The sequence below is a fragment of the Halobacteriovorax sp. XZX-3 genome, from assembly GCF_043196495.1.
Taxonomy (GTDB): domain Bacteria; phylum Bdellovibrionota; class Bacteriovoracia; order Bacteriovoracales; family Bacteriovoracaceae; genus Halobacteriovorax_A.
In genome coordinates this window covers 558,638-583,692 of sequence record NZ_JBEBMO010000002.1, presented here as the reverse complement: position 1 = coordinate 583,692, position 25,055 = coordinate 558,638, and the positions used below count along the sequence as shown (strand labels likewise).

Here is a 25,055-nt window from a genome sequence, read left to right as displayed (position 1 = left end):
TGTATTAAAGAAGGATGATTGTGTGAACAGCACCTTCTCTAACAACTTCAAATTCAAACATTTCAAGAGCAAGAGCTTTACGATCAGATCTCTTAGCATTTGATAGGATTTCTAAGTCAGAGCTTGATAGCTTATCTAGAGAGATATTGAAAGCTACAAATTCAGTTCTTTTTCCGTTATTTACTTCACCGTGACGATCAGCTGTACCAAATGGCTTGAAGCTAAGAATAACTTGAGCAACTTGAACTTTTGAAAGAGTTACTTCGCTACAAAGACCAGTTTGAGCTCTATCTCTAACTGGACCATTTGAGTTACAGTTAGTAACAACAACATTCTTTGATTCAACAACTTCAGTTAGTTTGAAGTCAAATACGTTTACGTTTACTTTTCTAGAAGATTCAACAGTTTTCTCAGTTGCGAATACATCGTATGAGATTGTTTTTGCTTGAGTTGAAAGTCCAGCGATTAGTGTAAGTGCGATTAATAAGTTTTTCATAAATCCTCCAAGAATTGGTTAGCAATGTTTTCTATGGAGGTAATTTGAACTAAGCACGACAAAAAATATATATTCTTCAAATTTTGTCCAAATTTTCAAAGACATTTGTCCAATATCGTAATTTCAAGGCCCTAGAACGGACAAATCCTATGTTTTTGTCCAAAATTTTCATAGTTTCATAACAATTATTGATTAAATGAATAGTGAACGATAGTTATATATCCATGCAAAATAGCATTTCTACTTCCCATTCAAAGCTTGGCCTTAGGGCACAAGTACAGGCCGATATCAATCGCTACCTTGTGAACTTCAAGGATGCTAAGATTGGGCAAAGAAAGCTTGCTGAAAGTGCTGATATTCATCCAAAGACGATCCAAAGAATTTGTCGCCAAGAGAATACTCCTGGGCATATTACAATTCTAAAAATTTACCGCGTCCTTCTTGGAGAAAGTAATACTTCAAAACTACTTCCCCTACTTCCAACTGCAATCAAAGAAGTTGTACTTAAAGATGGAATCGATCTACCTGAAACTGACGTTGATTACTCAGCAGTTATTAAAAGTGAAATCCTAAAGAATGATGTCTTTTGCGAGATTTACTTTTTAATTGATACAGCACCTGTTACTCGTGATCTCATTATGTTCAAATACGGAGAGCATGGACTACATATTCTTGATAATATGTTTTCTCTTAATGCTATTAAATACCTCGATGATGGAGCGATCGCTCTTGGAACATCTAGGGTGCAGCTAGATGCTGAAATAATTAAGAAGGCCGGCTTAACTCTATCGCAGAAGTATTCTAAACACCAAAACTGTGAAATTACTGGTGATAACTTCATCGGACTTTATGTTGATTCGCTACCAGAGGAAGCTTATCAGAAATGGCTTGAGATCGATAAAGAAGCATTTATAAAAAAAGCTGAAATAGCGAAGAAGTATCGCACTAATGTAAAAGGCAAGAGGGTCTTTACTTATATGACGACTGATACATTTACAAAGAGTGAATTATGAAAGTTTTAAAATGGATAATCCTAGCAAGTTTAGCAACGACTATATTAGCTGGTGGAGACTATGGTGGTGGCCCTAAAGTTGTAGCACTAAACAAACTCGACCACTCTGTTCAGCTCGGAGACATCAAGCTCTCTAGGAATAAAGATAAGATTGAACTGACAGTTATCTATCAAAAACGAGTTACAAAATTTGATCCTTTCTTAAGTGAAAAGGATGCTAATAAACTGATGTATGGAAAATACGCTGAAGTTAGAGTTAATTACGACAAAGAATTATTCAATCAAGACTTAATTGATGAATTAAAAGGTCGTGGTCCAATTACTATCTTTAAGTCTAAGTATAAAAAGCTTGTGAATGAATACTTCACAATTGATGAAGTTACAGATCAAGTAAATATTGATCCAGATAAAAAGTACTTTGAAGTAAACTTAAAATAAAAATAGGCTTAGAGCTCAGTATATTTCTTTGCTGAGCCCTTCGCTTTTTCAATTGGATATTTCTTGGCATTCTTTTGTATTTTTCTAAGAGTCACCTCTTCAATATCAATATCGGACTTAATTGCAATTCTCATCAGGTAAACAAAGATATCAGCAATCTCATCCTCTAGCTTTTCTTTGAGAATTGAATTAGAAGCAATATCATTGGATTCGCATTCCTTTAGCCATTGAAAGATTTCCACAAGTTCAGAAGTCTCCACACTAAGTGCCATTGCTAAATTTTTAATTGAGTGAAATTGATCCCAATCTCTCTCACTTATAAATTTACTTACTTCAGAGTTTATCTTTTCAACATTAATCGATTTCATATAGGCCTTTTCTTCAAGTCTTCTATTCGATTATAGTAATTTTCCCATTAGCAAAGCAAGTAAATGTCGATTTCACAGTAACATCACCACTACATCCACCAGGAAATGGCGATTCATTGTGAACAACGACCTCTAGATCATTACTATTCAGGCGGCTTAGCTCTCCATTTAAGCTATCACACCATTTCTGAGCATTATGTAGAATCATATCCACAGCACCGCTTAGCGCCCCGATACTATCTGTGTAACAAGCATAGTTTTGAACCTCAAAATCTTTGCGAGCGATACTCCCATCACTTGCGAGCAGACTTGCAGACGTAAAAACTGTAAGTGTGATTAGTAGAAAATTCTTCATCTCTCCTCCCTTCGGTTAAGAGTAAGATAGAGAATCATACTTAATAAATACAATAAATTTATGAGTAATATTTAATAAGATAATTTTATAACAAGGAGAAATCTTCACTAAACACCTAATAATACAGTTTAAAGTTAACCATCTTAACCATATTAAGTTTTACACAGATCAATTTCCCCTTATAATTAAACTAATACCTTAAGGAGAAGTTATGAAAAGAAAATACGTAGATCACTATAGTAGTTTCAACATTAATGAGTTTAATAAGTTCTTCGATGGAGATATCAATAACTCAATCAATGCTGCTGTCGAGTGTTGTGATCGCTATGCGGCTACAGATAAGGTTGCTCTCTACTGGGAGGGAGTTAATGGTGAGGAAGAAGTCATCACATTTAAGAAGTTAAAAGAAGAAACTTCCAGACTTGCAAACTTTCTTGTGGCCCAAGGAGTAAAACCAGGAGACGTCATTTCAGGACTTCTGCCACGAACTCCAGAGCTTCTTTATACAATCCTAGGTGCGTGGAAAGCTGGTGTTGTCTATCAACCACTCTTTACAGCTTTTGGTCCGAAGGCAATTGAGCAAAGACTAAATTCAAGTCAGGCCAAAATCGTTTTTACCGATGATACCAATCGTGCAAAATTAGATGAACTACCGATGAATCCAAAGAAGTGTGTGCTTGTTCGATCTGATGATTACCAATTGGCACAAGACGATATTAATTTTAAGAAGGCCATGGATGAGCAAAGTACAAATTTTGCACCAGTCATGAGAAAGGGCGAAGATACTTTCTGTCTTCTTTCAACTTCTGGAACCACAGGACTGCCAAAGGCCGTACCTGTTCCACTATTTGCCCTCTCTTCGTTTAAGCAATATATGGATCTTGCAGTTGACCTAAAACCAACTGATCGCTTTTGGAACCTGGCCGATCCAGGCTGGGCCTATGGACTTTATTATTCAGTTATTGGTCCACTTGTAAATGGAAATGCACTGCTTTTTTATGAAGGTGGGTTTAGTGCTGAAAGTACAGTTAGAGTAATTCAAAAATATAAGATAACAAATTTAGCAGGCTCTCCAACGGCCTTTAGGTTATTAATCGGAAATGGAGAAGAAGTATCAAAGGCGATAAAGGGACAGTTAAGAGCTGTCAGTAGTGCTGGAGAACCTCTTAACCCAGAAGTTATAAACTGGTTTAAAGATAAGCTTGATGTTGTTATTAACGATCACTACGGCCAAACTGAAACCGGAATGACGGTAAATAATCACCATGAACTCGAGCATGAAATTAAGCCAGGAAGTATGGGCTATGCTATGCCTGGCTATACCGTTGTCATTCTTGATGAGAACGGAAAAGTTGCACCACCAAATACTCCAGGAGTCATTGCTGTTGATATCGCAAACTCTCCCATTATGTGGTTTAAAGGTTATCTAAAGGCCGACACACCGGCCATCGCAAATGGTTTTTACACAACTGGTGATACGGCAGAACAAACAGAAGATGGACGTATAACTTATGTCGGTCGAAACGATGATGTTATCACTTCATCAGGTTATCGAATTGGGCCATTTGATGTTGAAAGTGTTCTTCTTGAGCATCCTTGTGTTTTAGAGACGGCCGTCATTGGAAAGCCTGATCCAAAAAGAACTGAAATCGTTAAAGCATTTGTTGTCTTAAACAAAGGCTTTGTCGCGTCAAAAGAATTAGAAGATGAATTAAGTCAATTTGTAAAAAAAGGACTAGCTGCCCATGCCTACCCACGTGAAATAGAGTTCATTGACGAACTTCCAAAAACTCCAAGTGGGAAGATTCAGCGCTTTCTTTTAAAAAGACGTGAAGATTAAAACTTTAAATTAGTTACGGGGCAGATGAATTCTTCAAGACGCTTCTTGTAGTCTGCCTCAAACTCTTCACGAGATAATTTAGCGAGTTCGCTAAACTCTGACTTCTTCATTTCTGCCACAAGATCAAATGGAAGATACATCTCTAAAGCAGCAAGTCCTCCATCGATAGAATCAACAAGATTCTTATACCCGCGAATATAACCAAAGGCTTCATCTTGTCTCTTATAACCATCATAGAAAGCCGTTACAATCTCGGCCTTCTCTTCCATCGAAAGAAGATCACTCTCCCCAAGAATTCTTCCCCAGTCATCCATAAATGGCCCAACTGGAATTAAAAACTTAGAAGATTTTCTTAAACACTTAGGCTGTCTCATTGCCATGTGACGGTGGTTTTCTTTTGAAGAAAACTCTTTATTCACCTTTCCTGTATACACAAGAATTGGATCGTAATTTTCATTTAGTTGATGACCTAATTTAAAGATACGCTTATAGAAAGCATCTTCAGGGTTCATATTCCACTGAACCATCACTCGGTCCAGATCCCCAAAATTATGGGCCATTAGAGGAGCAGCTCTTAGGAAATTGATATGATCTCTTTCCTCACGAAGCTTTTGCATAATTAGCTCTTCTTTTTTAATCTCTTCTAAGATGACATCGGCCATCTCCTGTGCAAGCTCAGTCTTACGATTTTTAACAAGAGCACAGTAAGCACCAATAGCAACACTTAACCATGTTCCTTCGTGGGTACTCATGACAGTATTATTATCGTTATTATAGGCCTTACGACTCGTTACCTGAGAGTAGTCCCAAGTCCAAGACTCAATTGTAAGCCTGGCCATCTTATCAATATGCTTTGAGATGTGCCCATGCTTCCACAAAGACTCTCTAATCTGATTGTCCACATCTGTAGGAACAAATGTTCCCGCCGTTGCCCAGTGAGCACTGATACAAATATGAAAGTATTCTGCTAGATTGATATTATTTAGCTGTTTAAGGTTCTTCTTATAAAACCTTAGCTTCTCAAGGAATGCACGTTTGTCCCCTGTCGTATCGAGCTCTCCCTGGAATAAGAAAGGAGCTGTATTTTCAACATGTTGGAGAAGAATATTTGGTGCAATACCTACACCTTGTAATGCCATTGTTGTCTTTTTCTTTTTACTCATAAGCTCTTGATAACATATTGATCACAAAAAGAGAGAATTATTTCAAGATGCTATATTTATGACATAAAAATGTGATAGATTGGCCCACAATTATTTACTTAGATAAGGTTTATTCAGCAATGAGAATCAATAAATACATTAGCCAAAGTGGTATCTGCTCTCGTCGTGAAGTTGACGAATTAATTGAACAGCAAGTTGTTAAGATCAACGGTGTTCTTGCAGACATCGGTGCCACAGTTAATGAAGGAGATATTGTTGAAGTTCGTGGCCAGGTCGTTAAACCAAAGGTTGCTGAAAAAGAAATTATTATTGCTCTAAATAAGCCTCGCGGTATTGTCTCAACAACTGAAAGTAGTGAGAAAGACAATATTGTCGACTACGTTAATCACGTGGAAAGAATCTTTCCTATTGGACGCCTAGACAAGGACTCACAAGGACTCATCTTTCTAACAAATAACGGTGACATCGTTAACAAAATCTTACGTGCTGGAAATAATCACGAAAAAGAGTATGTCGTCACAGTTGATAAACCAATCAATGATAACTTCATTAATGGTATGGGCGCAGGTGTTCCAATTCTAGGAACGATGACGAAGAAATGTAAAGTTGAACAAATGAGTTTAATGGTTTTTAAAATTACTCTTGTTCAGGGGCTAAATCGTCAGATTCGTCGTATGTGTGAATACTTTGGCTACAATGTCACTAAGCTTGATCGTGTTCGTATCATGAATGTAGGTCTTGATGGCCTTGGTGTTGGAGACTGGCGTGAGTTAAATGAGAGAGAAATTGCGACTCTCTACAAGTTAATTGAGGGTTCTTCATCAGAAGATGCAAAAGCTATTAAAAAAGCTCCTGCTAAGAAACCGCAACAGCCACAGAAAAAGAAAAAAAGTAAGTATGACAAACTCTTTAAAGATTTAGATAAGGAGTTTAACTTCAGTGGTAAGACAACAAAACGTGAAGAGAAGCGCAAGCAAAATGCTAAAGGCAAACACCGTCGTCGCTAAACCAAGTGCTTGCCCGCATAAATTACTTAGTAATTCCGTACTCTGCTAAAATTGTATTCTTTAGGTATCGATAGATATCAGACTTCTTTGCAAGTCTCTTTCTAAGAGGTGCTCCAAACTTCTTTGCACTCTTTGACCTTCTAAGCTCTCCAGTACAAAACAATGATTTTTGATCTGCCTCAATAAGTAGATCAGAGATTCTTTCTGGTGCAATCTCAATTTCTTCAAGTCCTTCTTTTTTTAGAACGCGATTTACTCTTCTATTAACCTTAGCAACAAGTTTATCAAACTTCTTTCCACCGCCAATATAACCAGTAAATGACATTTTAGCGGCATTCTTAGCAGCAATAATTTTAGAGCTAATAACACCAAACTTTACAACGTTATATACAAGAACAATACCAATAGCACCAATCCCTGCACCAGCTCCAGTTTGAATTGCTTCAATTGGCTTAATTCCAAAATCATCCATAATCTTTTGGGCCGTTTCAGCGTCAATCGTCTCTGTTAAATCAATATCAAGTAGTTCTAGAATTTTTTCACCGAACTCAGTAATTGGACCACCATCTGCAATACCACCAAGAACAAATCCACCGATTGTCGCAACAATTGGAAGTTGAACTAGCCCCAGTGTAAGCTTCACTGGTTGCATAAGTAGATCTTTTCTAAGCTTCCTAACTCTTTGATGATATTCATCCATACACGTTGTATTTGCGGCGAAGTTATTTTGCGCATAATTCTTCATTTCTCTGTAAGTGTTAATCTTTTCAAACTCAGCTGGTACTTGAGTTTGTGCAACAACAGATGATGCAAAGGCAATAGTAATCATAATCGTTAATAAGTTACGAAACATTTTTCTCTCCGATAAATTTCTCTGTAAATAAATATAGATGACACCAATACTGGCCGGTAAGAAGCTTTGTCAACCGTCTAAAAATGCATAAGAGACAGAATAAGACGTGATTCTTTAGGTTATCTAAAGATTAAAATGATGAATGTGCATGAATACTTATAAGAACTAATAAAACTTAAAAAGAAAAAAAATATATTAAAATGCAGCGTCGAGAAGAAGATCGGCTGTTCCATCCAATAACCTCTCAAGAGCATTAGGTTTCGTCTCTTTGTGAAGAAATGGTCCATCGGAATAAACTGCAGACTCTAGAACAAGGCCAGAAGAAACAAGTTTTGATTCGCCGTTAATAGTTGTTCCACCAATAAAATTGAATCCAACTGCTTCCCCATTCGTAATATCACAAGTAATCCTAGGATTCCTGCGATTTAAAAACATTTGAGTATAATAATTTTCGACCTCAGCATCATCGGCAAAGCAATGTGTACAGCCTTCATAATTTGGTCGTGGAGTATTCACAACCTTATCCAAGGGAATAACACATTTATCTTTTCCATAGGTTTCTATAACGATGACACGCCCACTATCTGCTGAAAGCCTAGTCTTAACAATTTTTTTAATCTTATAAGTCTTACTCTTTTCGCTAGAGGTGCGAATTGTTAATGTATTCATTTCGGTCTCATCAGCAAGACCAAAGAATACAAATTGAAATATGAGAAGTGTTTTAATTAATCTCATACCTACTTATCGTAATAATTTTTGCTAAGCTTTAATCAACAATTGCATCAGGAACTGTAACATAACGAATTCTATGTTGTAGATCTTGAGAGATATTATTTTTAATCCATTTCTTTAGGTCACTTACATTTCTCTGTCTCATATAAGAGAGATCCACAAGAATGTGGATATTGCCTACGGCCTCAAGCTTATGCTTAATACTGTTGCCAGCATTTTCAATATTAAAGCGCCATGAATGAGTTAGAAGTGGAGAAATTGGAGTTTTGACATCCCAGAAGATGCCATTACCATCAACAAACTCCGTTCCCTCAGGACCTCTTTCAATTCCTGCAGCAATAATTCCCCTCTCTTGAGCATAAAGACCACTTACGGCCTCTAGCTGACTCGTCTGAGTTTGCTTAAAGTTATGGTCCGGATCTGATGCGAGAGAATCAAAGTCTTCATGTGAAAGATACTTTGGGTTCACAGATGCTCCCTGCTCTTTAAAGATATGCCATAGCATAATATTCTCTTCAATATTTAAGGGAGAAAGAAAAGTTCGAAGAGCACTTGAACAACTTATTTCAGAAACTGATCTTGAAGTTGAGTAAGAGCTTATTGATCGTTGGCCTTCTTTAATATTAGAAGAATAAAAACCTAGGCCAACAAGGCAAAAAAGAACTATAGATTGAATTGATAGTACAAAGAGCTTTAAACGCATATGAACGTTTATCGACAATCTTTAATAATAGTTGAGCTTATTCTTTAGGTAAAAAGCTAAAATTATCAAGAGCACTCGGGAAACGCTTGATCTTATCTAAATTAGCGACAAGATATTTTGATTCTTTACTAATTTGTAAATCAGCAACCACACCTTTAATTTTACTCACTTGATTTTGTAAATTAGCAAGGCGCTCTCCAGTAAGCTTAGGAGTTGCGATCATTCTTTTATTTAAAGGATTCAACCATCTACCTCTCGAATCTTTAAATCCAAAATGTAGGTGTGGCCCAGTAACTCTTCCAGTAGCTCCTACTGTTCCAATCACTTCATGAGACCTAACCCATGCACCTACTTTCACATTACGGCGGTGAAGGTGATAGTAAAGAGAAGTTGATCCATCTCTATGTCTAATCCCAATCTTATTTCCCGCAAATTCATTGTAAGTAGACATGATTACTTTTCCAGCTGCAACGGCATGAACCCTCTCTCCAGTTCTTCCTCTTAAATCAATTCCTCTGTGCATAGCTCGCTTACCCGTTACAGGGTGCATACGCCAGCCATAGCTTGAACGAATGTGAAGTCTTGGAAGTGGATAGCGAAGCCCAGAATTAATTAGGGCCTGCCCATTTGGTGTATAATGTGCAGTATAAGTCGAACTTTTCTCTTGGTCTTCATAGAAATAAGCTTCATGACTGCCAGCTTTTACTCCACTATAAGAAGTAAAAAGAACTTTCGTTTGAACTGTTTTTTTAGAATGTTTTCTTTCACTAAGAAGAACTCTGTAGTTGTCTCCCGCACGAGCATTCATTCTAAAGTTAACCTTGCAAAGTAAAACGTTAACAACTTCATTAACAACTGATCTTTCTAGCCCCATGGCCAAAAGATCATCTTGTAGTGTCGAGCCAGAGTTTAGTTGTCCCTCGATCATACGAGGTTGCCAATACGTATCTAACTCACTTAATGAGTAATCCCACTTACCAGTATCTTCATTTAAAGAAACCAAGTGAGTTTCATAGTCATTTTGAGCAAAAGAAAATTTAATAAGTTTGTTGTATTCGTCGAATGTTGCTTCTAATCGATCCCCTACTTTCAGCTTTGAAAACTCAACTTCATCTCTAAGTTGATTGATTAGATTCAGGGCCTGCTTATTATCGATATTAATATTTTGTAGTGCCTGATATAGACCTTGGCCTCTTTTGATCTCACCCTTCTTAACAATAGTTGTATGAATAAGAGGACTCTTAGGAATCATAGTAGTAGAGCTAGATGCTTCTACATTTTGAGACACATAAACTTGTTGGCAGCCAGTAAGGCCACTTAATAGAATTAAGCTAATAAATAATTTCGACATCTTACTAATAAGCATAGCAAACTTATCGGAATTTACCAAAAAATCTTAACCAACTCTTAACTTAAAAACTCAATAATTTCTAACTGATCTTAGATAATACGGCCTCAATAAATCTTGTCTTCATTTCTTCATAAAGAGCAATATCATTTGAGTGATTTTGTATGAGATTCAACTTTGCATTCTTATACTCAGTCGCAATCATAGGCTCTGCATTTAAATAATCTCTAAAGTCTAAGATATCACTGATACTTTCATCACCTTTCTTAAGAATACGCACACTTGTCAGCACTCTATTGCCTTCAGGTGCTTTACGCTCAAATAAGAAATGTTTTGAATCATTTGAAGTTAGGGAAAATCCTTGGGCCTTGAATTCATTTCGAAACATTTCAATGCCATCAAGAGTATGGACAACACATAGAATATCAAGGGTTGGACGAGCAACAACTTTTGGCATAGCAGTCGAGCCAATATGCTCACAACCCATTAAATTATTTCTCAAAAGCTTTGCCAGAGACTGACTCTCTTTTTCAAATACTTTTAACCAAAAATCATTATATTCTACTAATTCTATCTTATTTTCCATGAAGCGAACTTAGCATAATCATAAAAAGAGTGCGATAGTAAAGTTATGAAAAATCAAAGCGTAAAGAAATTACTATTCATCGTCCTCTCTATCCTATGTTTAAGTCCGTGGGTGTCTTCAGCGACGGCCCTTTTTGCAGGAATCATATTCTCACTATTTATAGGAAATCCATTTCAAGAATGGACTACTAAAGCAGTAAAGAAGTTATTGGCCCTAGCTGTAATTGGTCTAGGAGCGGGAATGGATTTGAATGTAGTGACAAAAGTTGGATTGCAGTCAGTTGGGTTTACAGCACTTAGTATACTGGCAGTATTTGTTGTAGGAACTTTACTAGGAAAACTTTTTAAAACACCGCTAAATACAACACTTTTAATAAACTCCGGAACGGCCATATGTGGAGGTAGTGCAATTGCAGCTGTCGCTCCTGTTATCAAAGCAAAGAATCATGAGGTAACAGTCTCATTGGCCGTGGTATTTACATTAAACGCCGTTGCTCTCTTTGTTTTTCCATGGGTTGGTCACTTATTAAAAATAGATCAGACATCATTTGGACTTTGGTCGGCTTTGGCGATTCACGACACCAGTTCCGTTGTTGGAGCATCTCTAAGTTATGGACCGCAGGCACTTGAGGTTGGAACAATTGTCAAATTAGTTCGTGCACTTTGGATTATTCCATTAGCACTTATCTTTAGTGTTACAACTGCCATGCAACTTAAAAAGCAAGGTGCATCTGTTCAAACAAAAACAAAGAAGCCTTGGTTTATTTTAGGATTCATCACGGCAGCAGCACTTGTCACTTTTATCCCAGAATTAAAGTCGCCAGGACTAATGATTTACGCCGGAGCAAAAAAGCTTATGGTTTTAACTCTCTTTTATATCGGTTCGAGTATTACATTAGATCATATTAAAGAGGCAGGAGTTAAGCCTATGCTTCAAGGTGTGATACTTTGGTGTTTCACAGCAATCTCAACACTTACTTTAATCATGACTAATATTATAAATTTCAAATAAGAAAGGAGATCTATCTTGTAGCTAAGATAATATACTCTTTCTTATGTGATGGAACTTGGCGGCTAATAATATTGTTAAATCCCCAATCATAGAATTGATCTTCAAATGATTCGATATTCTCAATATATTCCATCTTCACAACCTGAACGGTGAAAATAACACCTTTTAGTGTGCGGTTATACTTCTTAGCAAGACGTAAAACCTCTTTGATGGATTGTTTTGGATTTATATTAATATCTGCATGAATCCAACGAACCTCTTCTGGTAGGTCTTCATGAGAAAGGTCTTGAACCGATCTTTTGATATGTGAGAAGTTTTTATTATTAGCTAAACTTGGATCAATTTTTGCAGGATCAATTCCCACAACCTTGCAGCCTTCATTCAAAAGAAACTGTGACGCTCCACCAGGGGCACAACCAAAGTCTAGCCATAAATCACCTTTATACAATTTAACGGCATAGAGTTTTACTATTTGAGCAAGTTTTAAATATCCTTTAGAAACTGCATTCTCAGGAACATCAACTTCCACCATTGAATTAGGATAGCGAGTACAACCACTTGCAACAGAGTGGGCACCAAACCAAATTTCATCAGGGCCAAGACTAATTAAATCAATAACAGTCTTTCCTTCAGCACTGTAAGCATTCACTTCTCGTCCAAAAACCGCCTCGGCATCAAAGTCAGTTTCGCAGCCAATTGCAAAGCTATGAATCATAAAATTTTCGATATCAAGGCCGCTACTCTTTACATCTTCAACGATCGTCTCCGGTTTCGACTTTCCATAAAAAATCCCACAACGTGTAGCAAAAGTAAGCTGTAGTTGAGAGATGGTTTTTAAGTCATAAACGACACCAGTATTTTTAAATGTAACAAAGCCCTTCTTTGAAAAGCTAAAGGTAAATTCTGGATAGAAGTTTTTAACTTCTTCTTTTAAAAGAATTTCATTACCTGGGTTCGTACAAATAAAAATAAATTGTTGCTGACTCATATGTCTCCTGGACACTTATCGGATGATATACATTTAAAGACCAATCTTATCACATATCTAATTTCATTTATGTATATATTTATACTACTCAATCCAATATTTATTCTTGTTCTCACTGATATTCCTTACCGGCCCAACCTAGTCTTTATTATTTTTAAAAATCTTCCTATGGGATTATTGAAATCAAAGATCGTTTAAACTTTCTTCAAATATACAGAAAATGACACCCCGGCCTTCGTGATTATAACAACTTAAATCATAACCGTTGGCATTTAAGTTGCTCTATAAATCTCATGTTTATAAGACTATTTAGATATTTACTACTAGCGACTTTCTTCGCAACGTCGAGCATTGCCTCTGATATAAGTCTTAATGACCTAATTGAATCCCGTGGTAAAGACCTAGCTTCAGGACAAATCATTGAACTTATGAATGGTGAAAAGGTCGAGTTTATCAAAATCCTTGGTGCTGGAAATACAACAACCATCCATGAAGTAAAATCAGGGAATAATATCTACGCCCTAAGAGTTCCAAAATATCACGGAGCATTTAACACGTTTTCAAAATATTCGAATTATATCGATGCCTTCTACCTAGGACATGCAAGCCTTGAAAGCCAAGGAGTTTCAATTCCTGAGATCTATGCATATGAGAAAGAGAATTACCTACTCGTTGAAAAATTGAATCTCAAAGATTCTTTTGATCTTGATGCATTCTTCTTAAACAAAGAAGCGATAAATCCAGAAGATTTTGCAAAGGCCTTAGATAAACTTCCAGACTTTTTCGAATCGATTGCGGCTTACACATTAGTGAAAGATTTCCACCTCGGTCAACTCGTCTACTCTCCTCATGATGAAAGGTGGATTCTTATGGACTGGACCCACTCACATGAACTATTTAAAGATGGCCAAGACAAGCTTCCATTCACAGTTGATTCGGTAAAAGTTCAAGCTGAAAAATATGAGAAGACATTTAAATTAACTGAGGAGTTTAAAGATCTTTTTAAAAGAATTGAATCACGTATGCAGAATAAACGAAATACTATTTTGGATAATGATAAGCTCTTCCTAGAAAGCCTAAGTTCACTTAGTACAGAAGAATTTATGAGTGCAATTCAAAATCCTCCCAAAGGTTACTCAAATAACCTGACACTAGGGATAATCGATCGTCTCTCATTAATGAACGTACCAAATGAATTACCCGAATATCTTATTGCCAACCATGGAGACTTTAAATACCTCTTGGAGAGATTTCTTGAGCGCACAGACTCAATTGATGATCTTGTGACACTTCTAAATTTGAAAGACAACCTTGGCATGAAGATCGATTGGAATCTTGAAATGAAAATTCAAAAAATAATCACAAATAGTGACTCCAATACACCAATCAATCTTTATAGGAAGCTTCTCGATCATAACTTTGTTACAAGCTATGCAAAGGCGTGGATAAAGCGCGAACGATTGGACATTGAGACAAGCAATAATTGCGTTGATGTACTTCGCCAACTGGTAAGCAATCCCCTGTGAAAAGGGCGCGGGTACAAATGGAAATTTTAGGTACTTACACGTAATCCCGACCCATTTCACGACAACTATCCATTGAAACTTTAGTAATCTAGCTAATATGGGCCCTCAAATGACTTTTAAAGGCATATATAACTCTTCGTAATCTCGAAAAGTACCCGCGCCCCTTTTAGGAGCGCTCCTTGCTTTTCATTTTACCTAAGAAACCTAAATTGATGACTGTAGACAGGTACATATTTGGGTTTTCGTTCATTCTCTTTTTGAGAAGATCAATCATATACGGAATATGACCCTGAGAAGGATACTTAGCATATACTTCAGAATAATTTTTTTCATTCAAGCGATGACTCCACAAATCTGCAACGTCCACACCAGCCCCATAGTGAAGATATTTAAGTTCGTTACTTTTATTCTCTGCATGCCCTATCGCTCCGTGAAGAAGAATCATTTCATGAATAATATCAAGCTGCCTTGGTGTTAAGATATCCTTACAATGAGCACATGCATCATCTGCACCAACAAGCTCAAAAGTCGTACCTGTACAATCCTTGATTAGCCCCAGATCATGCAGAAGCGATCCAATAAAGAAAACTTCGTTATCAACCTTTTCATCATTTAAACTCATTAAAATCTTTCCAAAGGCGTAACTTCTTATTCCATGATTGAAGAGCGGTCCATCATAGAGCTTATCAGCAAGAGCAATAATATTTTGTACCTTTTCGCTCTTTGGAATACTCCACTCAACGGAATTGATATAGCTCGCACTTCTTCTCGTTAACGCCATCTTGCTACGATAAATAGTTTCTTTTAAGTCATATTTGATTAAGCTCTTGATTACCCCACACTTGTGAGGAGGTTTAATTGTGTTCATAGTAACTCCTTAAGTAAACTATACCTAAGTCTTGACTTAAACTACATTGTCACTTATGACATAAACTATGCAAAATACGACAACATTAAATATTCATATTCTAGATTGTAAAGATTCTTTAAAAAGCACAACACAAAACTTTATCGATTACTTTGAAATACTAAGATATATAAATGATAAGGTTATATTTAATATCACTAACCAAATGAACACAAAAATAACAGCAGGAAAAGTAGCGGACTACCTTATCCTCCCCCCTTGCTACAAGCCTCAAAAAGCCACAAAAGAGGAAGCTAGAATAATAAGTGCCCATATATCATCAGAAAAATCAAAAATAGTAGCATGCTGTGGTGGAGCACTAAAACTAGCATCCACAGGAGCACTTGATAGAAGAAAAGCAACAACACATTGGCTATTTGAAAAGAAGTTAAAAACAGAGTATCCAAAAGTTAATGTCGAGGCCCACAGAACAATCATTGAATCAGGAAAGATTATTACGGCAGGCGGAGTTCTTAGTTACCTTGATGTCATTTGCCTAATAATAAAGAAAGAGCTGGGGAAAAAGACGGCCAGAAAGTATAACGAAATTATCCAAGGGCCAGGGATTCGTGAGTATCAAATACCAAAGCAGAAAAGAGATGGTAATCCTGAGTTAAATAATTTGTTTGCAATATACGACAAGCTAAAAGGCGAAGATATTTCCTTAACAAATATTGCACAAGACATGGGTATGTCACCTCGAGCTTTTCAACGCCATCTTAATGAGAAGTACGGAATAACTTTTCGCGACAGCCTAAAAAAATATCGTCTAAAGAAAGTTCAAGAATATATTCTAAAAAATATTCCTATAAAAGAAATCTCTTTCAGACTCGGTTTTATAGATGATATGAGCTTTAGACGTTTCTTTAAGAAGGAAATGAAAATGCCAATTTCTCAATACAGAGACCTTCTCTTATTGAACATATAGATTCTGTTCTACCTAAAACATACTTTTTATAATTGTATAAATATTTTTGTAGAAATTTGCACTGAATAAGAAGTCATAAATAGACTTATCAGTATTCTCCATTGAGAAATAGATAATGATTGGTAATATATAAAATATATTCGTACTTATAATCCTTATCGTTTCGAACTGTGCAGATCCATTTTTCTGCAAATACTTTCCCAAAATGTAGTGAAAACTTAAGTAAACAATAACATAGGGCCACACGAAGTTAGCAAATGTCGATAAATAGAAGAAGTTATAAAAACCAATCAAATACAAGATAATTTTAAAAACTTTAATTAGTCGATTACTAATAGACATAAACTTCCTTTTATCAAATAAGAACTGTCACCTTTATTTAGAACTACAGAAGGATTTAACTCTACTGTACTAATCTTCACATCTAGACTTTCGGAAACTTTTTCAGTTATTTGAGATTTACTATAATTACAAACATTCAGAATCTTCAAACTTCTATTTATAATATAAACTGAACCATTGAAATTGGATGTTAACAACATTTCTAATGCTTTGAATTTGAGTCCGGCCTTCACTATTTCAGCTTCACCCTTGAATGATATTCCACTATCGTAAAAATGATAAGAAGATACAATGTTCTTAAACACATTACCATTTTCAACAAACAGTTTTTCATTTAAATCAGAAACAGCTAAACCAAAGATGCCTTCAAAAAGAATCTCTATTGATTTAACTGAAAATAACTTATCAGCACCACTTCCAAAAATGGTTTTTGTTAAATTAACTAATAGCTTAGATGGGATTACATCATCAAAAAAACTTGATAGTTGCCTCTTAAACTGTTTACTAAAAGGAATCGATAATATCACGTCACTCAAACATGAAACGATTCGCGTACCATCTTCAAGAGATGAAGTGTGTATCCCTAAGCGAATGCGGTTGAAATACTCATAACTACATTTAAGCATACCAAGACTTTTTGCAACAACTGGCCCACCTGGAACAGCATGAAGAATAGGATTAGCAATAACAAATATTACATCAATTATCTCTTCAGCTCTTTTTGCATCGTTAATCTGATCGGCCATTTTTAACAGAGAAACAATAATTGAAAGATTTTGATTTTGCTTTAAATCTTCCATTTTAGCATCAGGGTAGACCTTACGAAATTTAGAAATTACTTCTAAAATACGCTCTCTTACGATACCTGTTGAAGTAAGTTCAAAATCTAGTGGAGACTTATCCTCTTCATCTACAGAAATTGGCATTCCTGATTCATCTACAACAAAATCACCATAGCTAGTAAGGATCTTAACTGAAGTAAGTTCACCATCTGTTACCTTTTCAATTGTCACCTTATCCTTTAAAGAACGAATAAATAAATCACGACCTTCAATAGTATAAAGACCCTGAGAGTCCTTCATATTTGTAGCTAGAATATCGAACCACTGACCTAATAATGAAGGAATATTTTCTTTAGAATAAGATTCAAGCGTTTCTAAATTCTCGAAGTTAAGAGATATTGAATTTATTACTAAAGGGGCATATTTATGCTCTTCTTTAACGATCAAAGACTCAACAGTGAGCTCTCTATCGATTCCTAACTCATCTTTTAATTCACTTCGCTCACTAGCATTAACTTCTACCGTCGTTTTTAGAAATTGATTCTTAAAAACTAGTTCCTCAATTGAAATTAGCTCATTTAATACTTGATTATCAGGAGACTTAATCTCTTTTAATTCTTTTGATTTTAAAACTATATCATTACTTATTATTCTGGCCCTATCTAATAAAGAAGCTTCTTGTGTCTTAAGGTTTTCAATTTCAAGGGCCATTTTATCAAGATTATTAACTTGATAACGATATGTATGTTGTGAATCATAAACCGAAGAATAACTTGCATATTTCAATGAAAGGGACATAACTTTATCATTGAAATCTTTTGCGAGCTTAGTACCATTATCAGGAAGTAAAATGCTTGGAGCACACCCCAACATCCCACACCTCATAGCATCCTTTAAAGATGCTATTGAGTTTAGTTTCTGCACAGAAGAATAAAGATTATTCCAAGTATTTTCAACACTAGAAATATCCCCAAAACGCTTCTCTATTTCATTCTTTAAGCCTTCGACTTCTATCCTTACATCATCAAACTCTAGGTCTCTCCCATATTCAAGAGCAGCAAGTTCATTTCTAACATTATTTTCTTTTAATTTGATTTCATTATTAATTTTTGTTCTAAACTCTTGTATTTTCTGACTAGAAAATGCTTTAAATTTTGCATATTCATTCTTTGTAAAATTATAATTCTTTAACATATCGTTAAATATTCGGCTTGATCTTCTACGCTTCTCATTTAAATTTTCAATTTGTTTATCTAATTCTTCAATTCGCTTAACCATTGCCCTACGTTTTGTCGTCCACTGGCAAGTATTTGGGTCATGCCCCGGGTGATTTTCTCTTCTCTTATAATCTTCTTTACTCCTAACAGCAGAAGCTATGTTCGCATTCGCCTGTCGTATTAGCTTGTCATCTTCATCCAGATTTGATTTAGCATGATCTAGCTTACCTTTTTCATGTCGTACATTAGATTCAAGAGATAATAATTCACCACTATAGTAAAACTTAGTTTCTTCAATAGAAGCTAAAAGTTGCTTCTTAGTTTGAGTAAATTCTTGTCTAACGATATCAATTTCAAGAGAGATTTTATCTTTGCCCTCTTTAAATTGCTTAAGAACACCTTCTAGCTCATTACGATGAGAGCTAAACTCTTTCAATTCAAAATTAACATCATTTACAAAGTTGATGATATTACTGAGTTCCCCTTTTAACTGAGAAACACTAGAATTAATCGTTCGATTAAAACCCTCACTATCAAAACCATCTAGACTGGCCTTAAGCTTTTGATAAGATGCGACTGTTTCAATCTTCTTTAGTTTTATAGCATTTAAAGAATTCTGTGTATTTCTCAAATTCGATTTAAGATCTTCAATTTCTTTTAATGCAAAAGAAAAGTCTTCATCTTCAACTGATTTTAATTTTAGGATATGTAATTTAAAATTAGATACTGATTTTGCAATATATGCATCAACGTTATCATTAACAAATCTGTCAAATAAACGATCGCCGATATAAGAGTCGATACTGTTTAAGTCCTTAGCAACTTGGTCAACAGTTTTAATATCAGCATTTAGATTAGGTGTATTTAATTGTGCTGAATCAACTCTAGGTAATTCATTTAAAGTCGCTCCAACCTCTGCAGGATTTGCACGTGGAGTTGTTACGTCTGCTAAGACAACGGCACGGTTTCCGAATTTGTCCACATGTGTGAAATCATACTTTCCTTTCAATTCTTTAAGAATAGAATTTAATAGCTCAGGCTTATACTTAGCAAGTTTAATAACAGCATCAGTACCATCATTATTTTGGATATTGATTAAATCAAGATTGTCCTTTATATAATTTTCGGCATTAGCATTATCAAAATTATCAATTATAAGCATTAATGCTGTATCACCATTTCTATTACGAAGGCTAAGTTTAAGTCCTCTTTTAATCAAAGAATCTACGATTAATGGACGATTTTTGATAATTGCTAGATGTAGGTATGAGTTACCTTCAATATCTTTAATCTTAAGATCTTTTTGTTTCTTAATAATATTTAATAAAATATCATCTGGAGCATCATTTTTAAGCGCAATCTCAAGAAGACTCTCCCCTTTTGGACCACTTATGATATTTGTACGATAATTCGACAATTCTTTATAAGCCTCGAAATTTTTTGTAATAATAAGCTGATAAATAAATCCTGTTTCAAATACATCCAAACCAAGTGATGCAAGATAAGACATTGACCACTTATTAAGAGAATTTGATTTAATCAGAAAATCTAAAACAGAAGTATTATTTATTTTAATATTAATCGTACGGTACTTACTTAGGTACTGCTCAAGTTTTTTTGACTCTCCATTAACAAGAGAACTCTTCAACTCATCTATTTGACTAATTGAAACATCTTGAATTTTTTTATACTCGGCCTTAATAAACTTTTTTATTGATTCATTACTATTCTTTTCTAGATAATAGAAAATATCACGCTGATGCTTATCTTTAACTTTTAGATCAACACCATTTGCCATAAACAGTTCAATTAATTCGAGATCATCAAACTTACTAAGAGCAATCGTTATAGGTGACCTACTAATATAATCTTTTGCATTAACACCTAATTTTCTCGTGATTAAATACTTCGCTACATTTAGTTTTCTTTTATGGAGAGCATAAATCAATGGTGTTTGTCCGGCCCTATCTCTTGAACTACTTGATAGTTCTTCATACTTATGTTTTGCAAGTTTTTCAACACTATCAATATCAATAGCACTTTTAACACTATCAGATATAGCAAGAATATTCAGAGAAAATAAAAATAAAATTAATACTTTACTCATAGAACACCACTTAAGACTTTATTGAGATCCGTGATAGAAGCTATATTATCTTTTAACATTCTTCTTTCACTCTTACTCAAGTGAAAATATTCTTTTTCTAAAGCTGTCTTTACAAGATAGCTAAAATATTCAATATTTTCCTTTTGAGTAACTTGACTCTGATATTCATAGTCATCAAATGTTCTCTCAAACTGGTCATTGAGATTGAATGACTTTGAACTACTTAGTGTTGCACCATTTTCAAGTAATAATCTGATCATCTTCAAGTCTCTTTTATAGACCGCGTAGTCTATTGGAAGCTTTCCTCTAATATCCTTTTCATCGACTCGTGCACCATTTGCGATTAACTTTAATGCTTCACTATAATTTGAACTTCTCACTCTCATCGTCAATAGTGTTTTACCTTGATAAAGAGTATTAATGTCAGCGTTTTTGAAGAGATACTTCTTATCTGAAAAAATCAGCTGTGGACGACATGTCCCTGCGACTTCAATACTCTTTTGATCGAATGATAATTTAAGCGAATCATCACGTACGCTGATATTGTAGTCCCCATATCTTAATACACGACTAGAAGGTGCAGCTTTTTTATACATACCTTCTGAAATCTCATCTTGAACCTTATCAAAGCTAATATTTAAATCTTTTAAAATTCTAAACTCCTGTCCGAGGTCTAATACATACTTTTTAAAGCCAATATTACTATCACTAAAAACATCACTTACATCATATTTATACTTAGTGAAATGATTTTTAGTTAGAGAATAACTAGTTTGTAACATTCTTGTTTTTGGAAAACGGTATGAAATCAAAATTTCAAGAGACTCAAATGACATCTCTTCTTTAATATAGACACTAATTGTTTTACTGATTCTTTCGGCTTGTTTAAAGAGTTTATACTTGGCATCTTCTACATTTATTAATTTTTCGTTAGCTTCATTAAATCTTAAAGTTCCAACACTCGTTACAATTTCTTTAACAGATTCAAATTTATCATTATGTTTTATAACAAGATTTAGTTTCATTCCTTCTCTATCATAAGATACAATGACAAACTTATCTTTAGAGATCCCAAAAGCAGAAATAAAGTACTGATCCGCTAGATCAAATGAAACAGGAGTAACCGAATTATCTTTAGTATCTAGTACTTGAAAACTTCCCTTATCTAAAACAAGAATTGCATCAACTACATTTAATTTTGTATAAATGCTATCTTTAGTGAAGTTTATTTCCTTTTCTTCAACACTAATTAAATCCCTATTTCCATTATCTAAAACATACTTCTTTAATGAAAGACCTCTCCCACATTGAGAACCATCATCAAGTACAAAGATATTATTCATACGAACACTCTTAACTTCACAGTCATGACTGTAAGTCATATTTGTATGACTGACCGTTAAGTCTGGAAATAGATCAACCATATCGATAAGATCTTGTGATAAACCTTGATCAACTTCAACTGAGCTCTTAGCATTGATTAACTTATTTTGAATCTTATCGTCTAAGGAATAAACGAACTCTCCATCTGATAAATAATCGATACCATAAAGATAAATATTTCGACAATAATAGCTTGATGTCCCCTGATTCTCTAAAGTATAAACAGATCTGAATAAGTCGCTATTTGCTGGCTTTCCAGTTACAGCAATTGATTTTCCAAAAGAAAGGTTCGAATAGAGAAGAATTAATAAAGATATCATTCTCATTGCATATCCTTATTGATGATAGAGACATCTCCAACTCGGCCAAAAAAGATATAATCGCCACCACCTCTTAAAGATGTTCCGATTCGTCCTGGCTCACCTGGATTACCACCACTTCGTTTCCACAGTCCGCATCTTACAGAGTCACCACCAGAGCCACCTGCTCCACCATTTCCAGGATTGCCAGCAAGTCCCGCGTATTGTCTTACATTTAATCCAAATGGTATTTGTCCTGTTGTAATAAGAGGTAAGTCACTTTGCCATGTGATATTTATTGCACCGACACTTCCAGGGAATCCACCTTGTCCACCATTTCCGCCATGTCCACCGTTGGCACCGCGATTTCTATCACACTCAGCATGGCTACCACCTTGACCGTCTGATCCATTTCCACCATGACCTCCACTTTCTCCAACTAAGACGACATCAAGCTGTCCGAATGAGGCAATATTAATATCTAAATTTAACTCTTTAATTCCACTGATTCCGCTTCGACCATTTTTTCCATCTTTTCCATCACGGCCTTTATCTCCATCACCACTTTTAGCACGCTCATGATTTACACGCTCCCCATCTTTCCCTTTCTCTGCCCTTGGAATTAAATCTTCGAAATACTCTTTTAATCCAACTTCTCCCTTATGACGTACAATATTCACATTGCTTCTTACTGACTGAGCAATATAGCCTTTGCCATGAATATGGAGTTCATCAATAGTTATTTTTGCTATTTTGTTAGAGAGATCTCTTGGAAGGAATAAAACAGACTCGTTGTTTAGAGTAAGTTTTTTGATGTAGAGAGAGTAAACAGAGTCACTTTCTTTCTTAAATTTTTTTAGATTCAAATAGACTGTTTGATTAGGTTTTACAAAAAGCTCTTCTGCAAAAACAAAAGAGCTTAATAAACAAAAAAATATAGTTATAGTTTTAAATTTTCCCATACTGGCGTCAAATGCTTTTGCGTTTCCTTTAGTTGGTCTAGTGCCATTTGTATTTCAAGTGGCGTGTCTCTTAAGTCTTGTCCGTAGTCAAATAGATACTCTTTCAATTCCTTTACTTCATCAATGCTGTCATATCCGAATTTAGCTTTAACCAATTCAACATCACCTTCTAGGTGTGGAACAAATTTTTCAAGTAATGCTCCCGTTGCTCGCATATTATCAATTTCATTAATGAAGTTTCTTTCCTTTACTGCAATATCTTGGCTAATATTGATTAGCTTTTGGAAATAGAAGTTTTTCTTATTTTGAAAGACGTTATTTCCAATATCAATGATCATCATATCTTCAATTTCTTTAGCTTCCTTCATTTTTGATTTTTTAAAATCTTTCGCACTCTTTTCAAGATTTTCTAACTTATCAAATTGCTTTTGAAGGTTTTGAGCAAAGATCGATAAAGCACTCTTTACATATTTTGGGTTACCTTCTAAGCAGCTATATTCTATAAATGGAGCAAAACCAGAATTATTTGATAGAAATTCATCCATCTGTTTTAGGCTTATATCACAATAATTTTGGGCAAAGCTGTTATTACTAAACAAAGCAAGTAGTATGCCAATTACTATTGTTGTTCTCATTCTAAACTCCTGGAATTACTAGTATTTAACTTTGATATAGTTAAGGTCTTTATCAAAAATGTATATTGATTTATCTTCATGTTTACTTGTTAGACACTCTGGGTGCAGGCCTTTTTTAAAGGCCATTGTATATAAAACGCCATTTTCGATTCTCTTTGAAATCATGCCGGTTTTATAATTCATCTCAACGCACTTGTGGCTTAATCCTGTAATAGGGTTTGATGTAACAAAGGCCCCTTTATCAGTTTCGTTAATTACTTTAAACGAAATTTTATTATAATCCTTGTCTAATTCTTCAATATTAAAATCGATTTTAAAGTTTTCACTAAGAGCATTATCAATATTAATAGACTCAATGATTTCAAATTCTTTTCTAGAAATATTGTCACTTGAAACTTCTCTAACCATCTTCAATTCATTATCAAACCAAAACTCATAGGTTCCATTTTGATCGAGATTTCCGACTCGGCGTGCAGCGAGATACTGAATAGGTGCATCTGAAATATGAGCAACATAGTTTTTAAGGTTTTCACTATCATCCCTTCTCTTCAAGATGATTGTCCCATTTTCTAATGATTTTGAATTCGGTGTACTGTCATAAAAGCTATGACGAAGAATACTTTCAGCTTCAATTACATCGAATACTTCAAGAATAAGTTCTTTGTTAGAGCCTTTTTTTCTAAAGACTGGATTAGTCCCAGAGATATCTAGTTCTTCAATATTAGATAAATCAGAAACACTTAACTGTGCAACAACCTTGGATGTATCACGATTCTTTAAAATTATATTGCCCTCGCTAAATTCACTAACTAGATTTACAGGACTGTAAGATATCGATACATCTTCGTATTTTACTCGCTTCAAAATATCAATATTTTCCAAATTGAATTTGCTTTTATTCGCAACAGAAGAGACTTCTGTAGAGTTACTTTCATGATTTATACGACTATTTGTCTTATCTTTACATGCAATTAAAAGTGAAGGTAAGACTAATGATAAAACGAAAAAATGCTTCATTCTAACTCCTAATAGTTTACTATTGCTTAAAGTTAGCATGAATAAATTTT

General features: G+C 34.9%; 23 protein-coding genes. 7 read left to right on the top strand and 16 right to left on the bottom strand.

Annotated features, from left to right (window positions below):
* Positions 1–4 precede the first annotated feature (4 nt).
* The gene (locus ABMA70_RS13340) at positions 5–496 is read right to left on the bottom strand and encodes a hypothetical protein (protein WP_103218286.1); all 492 of its coding nucleotides are present in this window, start codon (positions 494–496) and stop codon (positions 5–7) included.
* 224 nt (positions 497–720) lie between these two features.
* Here ABMA70_RS13340 and ABMA70_RS13335 point away from each other — a divergent pair, with 224 nt between their 5' ends.
* Positions 721–1,509 (top strand): hypothetical protein, encoded by a 789-nt coding sequence (locus ABMA70_RS13335; RefSeq protein ID WP_392992839.1) that lies wholly within the window; start codon positions 721–723, stop codon positions 1,507–1,509.
* A complete protein-coding gene (locus ABMA70_RS13330; protein WP_103218288.1) occupies positions 1,506–1,946 on the top strand; it encodes a hypothetical protein in 441 nt (146 codons plus the stop codon). Before ABMA70_RS13335 ends, ABMA70_RS13330 begins: the two co-directional genes overlap by 4 nt.
* Before the next feature lie 8 nt (positions 1,947–1,954).
* Here ABMA70_RS13330 and ABMA70_RS13325 read toward each other — a convergent pair whose 3' ends face one another.
* A complete protein-coding gene (locus ABMA70_RS13325) occupies positions 1,955–2,314 on the bottom strand; it encodes a nucleotide pyrophosphohydrolase (protein WP_392992842.1) in 360 nt (119 codons plus the stop codon).
* A gap of 22 nt (positions 2,315–2,336) precedes the next feature.
* Entirely contained in the window at positions 2,337–2,669 is a 333-nt protein-coding gene (locus ABMA70_RS13320; RefSeq protein WP_392992845.1) for a hypothetical protein, read from the bottom strand.
* Between the two features lie 211 nt (positions 2,670–2,880).
* Here ABMA70_RS13320 and ABMA70_RS13315 point away from each other — a divergent pair, with 211 nt between their 5' ends.
* Positions 2,881–4,509: an AMP-binding protein gene (locus ABMA70_RS13315; RefSeq protein WP_392992848.1), complete on the top strand. Its 1,629-nt coding sequence runs from the start codon at positions 2,881–2,883 to the stop codon at positions 4,507–4,509.
* Here ABMA70_RS13315 and ABMA70_RS13310 read toward each other — a convergent pair.
* The gene (locus tag ABMA70_RS13310) at positions 4,506–5,672 is read right to left on the bottom strand and encodes a hypothetical protein (protein WP_103218291.1); all 1,167 of its coding nucleotides are present in this window, start codon (positions 5,670–5,672) and stop codon (positions 4,506–4,508) included. The two genes, ABMA70_RS13315 and ABMA70_RS13310, sit on opposite strands and share 4 nt — an antisense overlap.
* 119 nt (positions 5,673–5,791) lie before the next feature.
* Between ABMA70_RS13310 and rluF the strand changes: the two genes are divergently transcribed.
* Positions 5,792–6,679 (top strand): 23S rRNA pseudouridine(2604) synthase RluF, encoded by an 888-nt coding sequence (rluF, locus tag ABMA70_RS13305; RefSeq protein ID WP_392992852.1) that lies wholly within the window; start codon positions 5,792–5,794, stop codon positions 6,677–6,679.
* 22 nt (positions 6,680–6,701) lie between these two features.
* On the opposite strand, the gene ABMA70_RS13300 is transcribed toward rluF, so the two are convergent.
* The 5 genes from ABMA70_RS13300 to ABMA70_RS13280 all read right to left on the bottom strand — a co-directional run bounded on the left by ABMA70_RS13300 (position 6,702) and on the right by ABMA70_RS13280 (position 10,901).
* Complete coding sequence (locus ABMA70_RS13300) at positions 6,702–7,532, bottom strand: hypothetical protein (RefSeq protein WP_392992855.1); 831 nt, start codon at positions 7,530–7,532, stop codon at positions 6,702–6,704.
* A 195-nt stretch (positions 7,533–7,727) separates the two neighbouring features.
* Positions 7,728–8,267, bottom strand: a complete 540-nt coding sequence (locus ABMA70_RS13295) for a hypothetical protein (RefSeq protein ID WP_103218294.1) — start codon at positions 8,265–8,267, stop codon at positions 7,728–7,730.
* Between the two features lie 31 nt (positions 8,268–8,298).
* Positions 8,299–8,967, bottom strand: coding sequence for a hypothetical protein (locus ABMA70_RS13290; RefSeq protein WP_103218295.1), 669 nt, complete (start codon positions 8,965–8,967; stop codon positions 8,299–8,301).
* Positions 8,968–9,004: 37 nt separating this feature from the next.
* Positions 9,005–10,333: a M23 family metallopeptidase gene (locus ABMA70_RS13285; protein ID WP_392992859.1), complete on the bottom strand. Its 1,329-nt coding sequence runs from the start codon at positions 10,331–10,333 to the stop codon at positions 9,005–9,007.
* A gap of 64 nt (positions 10,334–10,397) precedes the next feature.
* Positions 10,398–10,901 carry a GrpB family protein gene (locus tag ABMA70_RS13280; RefSeq protein WP_392992862.1) on the bottom strand — a complete coding sequence of 168 codons (504 nt, stop codon included), beginning with the start codon at positions 10,899–10,901 and terminating at the stop codon, positions 10,398–10,400.
* Between the two features lie 45 nt (positions 10,902–10,946).
* Here ABMA70_RS13280 and ABMA70_RS13275 point away from each other — a divergent pair, with 45 nt between their 5' ends.
* Entirely contained in the window at positions 10,947–11,912 is a 966-nt protein-coding gene (locus tag ABMA70_RS13275) for a YeiH family protein (RefSeq protein ID WP_392992865.1), read from the top strand.
* A gap of 10 nt (positions 11,913–11,922) precedes the next feature.
* On the opposite strand, the gene ABMA70_RS13270 is transcribed toward ABMA70_RS13275, so the two are convergent.
* On the bottom strand, positions 11,923–12,900 hold the full coding sequence (locus ABMA70_RS13270; protein ID WP_392992867.1) for an SAM-dependent methyltransferase: 978 nt from the start codon (positions 12,898–12,900) through the stop codon (positions 11,923–11,925).
* Positions 12,901–13,193: 293 nt separating this feature from the next.
* On the opposite strand from ABMA70_RS13270, the gene ABMA70_RS13265 reads away from it, so the two are divergent.
* The gene (locus ABMA70_RS13265; RefSeq protein WP_392992870.1) at positions 13,194–14,426 is read left to right on the top strand and encodes a hypothetical protein; all 1,233 of its coding nucleotides are present in this window, start codon (positions 13,194–13,196) and stop codon (positions 14,424–14,426) included.
* A 166-nt stretch (positions 14,427–14,592) separates the two neighbouring features.
* Here ABMA70_RS13265 and ABMA70_RS13260 read toward each other — a convergent pair whose 3' ends face one another.
* Positions 14,593–15,294 carry a hypothetical protein gene (locus ABMA70_RS13260; protein ID WP_103218301.1) on the bottom strand — a complete coding sequence of 234 codons (702 nt, stop codon included), beginning with the start codon at positions 15,292–15,294 and terminating at the stop codon, positions 14,593–14,595.
* Positions 15,295–15,361: 67 nt separating this feature from the next.
* Between ABMA70_RS13260 and ABMA70_RS13255 the strand changes: the two genes are divergently transcribed.
* Positions 15,362–16,261: a helix-turn-helix domain-containing protein gene (locus ABMA70_RS13255; protein ID WP_103218302.1), complete on the top strand. Its 900-nt coding sequence runs from the start codon at positions 15,362–15,364 to the stop codon at positions 16,259–16,261.
* Between the two features lie 320 nt (positions 16,262–16,581).
* Here the strand turns inward: ABMA70_RS13255 and ABMA70_RS13250 are convergent, their stop codons facing one another.
* The 5 genes from ABMA70_RS13250 to ABMA70_RS13230 all read right to left on the bottom strand — a co-directional run bounded on the left by ABMA70_RS13250 (position 16,582) and on the right by ABMA70_RS13230 (position 25,005).
* The gene (locus tag ABMA70_RS13250) at positions 16,582–20,709 is read right to left on the bottom strand and encodes a hypothetical protein (RefSeq protein WP_392992874.1); all 4,128 of its coding nucleotides are present in this window, start codon (positions 20,707–20,709) and stop codon (positions 16,582–16,584) included.
* Positions 20,706–22,418 carry an ankyrin repeat domain-containing protein gene (locus ABMA70_RS13245; protein WP_392992877.1) on the bottom strand — a complete coding sequence of 571 codons (1,713 nt, stop codon included), beginning with the start codon at positions 22,416–22,418 and terminating at the stop codon, positions 20,706–20,708. The genes ABMA70_RS13250 and ABMA70_RS13245 overlap by 4 nt, the downstream gene beginning before the upstream one ends.
* On the bottom strand, positions 22,415–23,257 hold the full coding sequence (locus tag ABMA70_RS13240; protein ID WP_392992880.1) for a hypothetical protein: 843 nt from the start codon (positions 23,255–23,257) through the stop codon (positions 22,415–22,417). Before ABMA70_RS13240 ends, ABMA70_RS13245 begins: the two co-directional genes overlap by 4 nt.
* Before the next feature lie 74 nt (positions 23,258–23,331).
* Complete coding sequence (locus ABMA70_RS13235) at positions 23,332–23,988, bottom strand: hypothetical protein (RefSeq protein ID WP_103218307.1); 657 nt, start codon at positions 23,986–23,988, stop codon at positions 23,332–23,334.
* Between the two features lie 18 nt (positions 23,989–24,006).
* Positions 24,007–25,005: a hypothetical protein gene (locus ABMA70_RS13230; protein WP_392992883.1), complete on the bottom strand. Its 999-nt coding sequence runs from the start codon at positions 25,003–25,005 to the stop codon at positions 24,007–24,009.
* Positions 25,006–25,055: the final 50 nt, after the last annotated feature.

Coding starts and splice junctions, on each gene's coding strand:
- ABMA70_RS13340 (WP_103218286.1), bottom strand. CDS start 496: ATGAAAAACTTATTAATCGCACTTACACTAATCGCTGGACTTTCAACT.
- ABMA70_RS13335 (WP_392992839.1), top strand. CDS start 721: ATGCAAAATAGCATTTCTACTTCCCATTCAAAGCTTGGCCTTAGGGCA.
- ABMA70_RS13330 (WP_103218288.1), top strand. CDS start 1,506: ATGAAAGTTTTAAAATGGATAATCCTAGCAAGTTTAGCAACGACTATA.
- ABMA70_RS13325 (WP_392992842.1), bottom strand. CDS start 2,314: ATGAAATCGATTAATGTTGAAAAGATAAACTCTGAAGTAAGTAAATTT.
- ABMA70_RS13320 (WP_392992845.1), bottom strand. CDS start 2,669: ATGAAGAATTTTCTACTAATCACACTTACAGTTTTTACGTCTGCAAGT.
- ABMA70_RS13315 (WP_392992848.1), top strand. CDS start 2,881: ATGAAAAGAAAATACGTAGATCACTATAGTAGTTTCAACATTAATGAG.
- ABMA70_RS13310 (WP_103218291.1), bottom strand. CDS start 5,672: ATGAGTAAAAAGAAAAAGACAACAATGGCATTACAAGGTGTAGGTATT.
- rluF (WP_392992852.1), top strand. CDS start 5,792: ATGAGAATCAATAAATACATTAGCCAAAGTGGTATCTGCTCTCGTCGT.
- ABMA70_RS13300 (WP_392992855.1), bottom strand. CDS start 7,532: ATGTTTCGTAACTTATTAACGATTATGATTACTATTGCCTTTGCATCA.
- ABMA70_RS13295 (WP_103218294.1), bottom strand. CDS start 8,267: ATGAGATTAATTAAAACACTTCTCATATTTCAATTTGTATTCTTTGGT.
- ABMA70_RS13290 (WP_103218295.1), bottom strand. CDS start 8,967: ATGCGTTTAAAGCTCTTTGTACTATCAATTCAATCTATAGTTCTTTTT.
- ABMA70_RS13285 (WP_392992859.1), bottom strand. CDS start 10,333: ATGCTTATTAGTAAGATGTCGAAATTATTTATTAGCTTAATTCTATTA.
- ABMA70_RS13280 (WP_392992862.1), bottom strand. CDS start 10,901: ATGGAAAATAAGATAGAATTAGTAGAATATAATGATTTTTGGTTAAAA.
- ABMA70_RS13275 (WP_392992865.1), top strand. CDS start 10,947: ATGAAAAATCAAAGCGTAAAGAAATTACTATTCATCGTCCTCTCTATC.
- ABMA70_RS13270 (WP_392992867.1), bottom strand. CDS start 12,900: ATGAGTCAGCAACAATTTATTTTTATTTGTACGAACCCAGGTAATGAA.
- ABMA70_RS13265 (WP_392992870.1), top strand. CDS start 13,194: ATGTTTATAAGACTATTTAGATATTTACTACTAGCGACTTTCTTCGCA.
- ABMA70_RS13260 (WP_103218301.1), bottom strand. CDS start 15,294: ATGAACACAATTAAACCTCCTCACAAGTGTGGGGTAATCAAGAGCTTA.
- ABMA70_RS13255 (WP_103218302.1), top strand. CDS start 15,362: ATGCAAAATACGACAACATTAAATATTCATATTCTAGATTGTAAAGAT.
- ABMA70_RS13250 (WP_392992874.1), bottom strand. CDS start 20,709: ATGAGTAAAGTATTAATTTTATTTTTATTTTCTCTGAATATTCTTGCT.
- ABMA70_RS13245 (WP_392992877.1), bottom strand. CDS start 22,418: ATGAGAATGATATCTTTATTAATTCTTCTCTATTCGAACCTTTCTTTT.
- ABMA70_RS13235 (WP_103218307.1), bottom strand. CDS start 23,988: ATGAGAACAACAATAGTAATTGGCATACTACTTGCTTTGTTTAGTAAT.
- ABMA70_RS13230 (WP_392992883.1), bottom strand. CDS start 25,005: ATGAAGCATTTTTTCGTTTTATCATTAGTCTTACCTTCACTTTTAATT.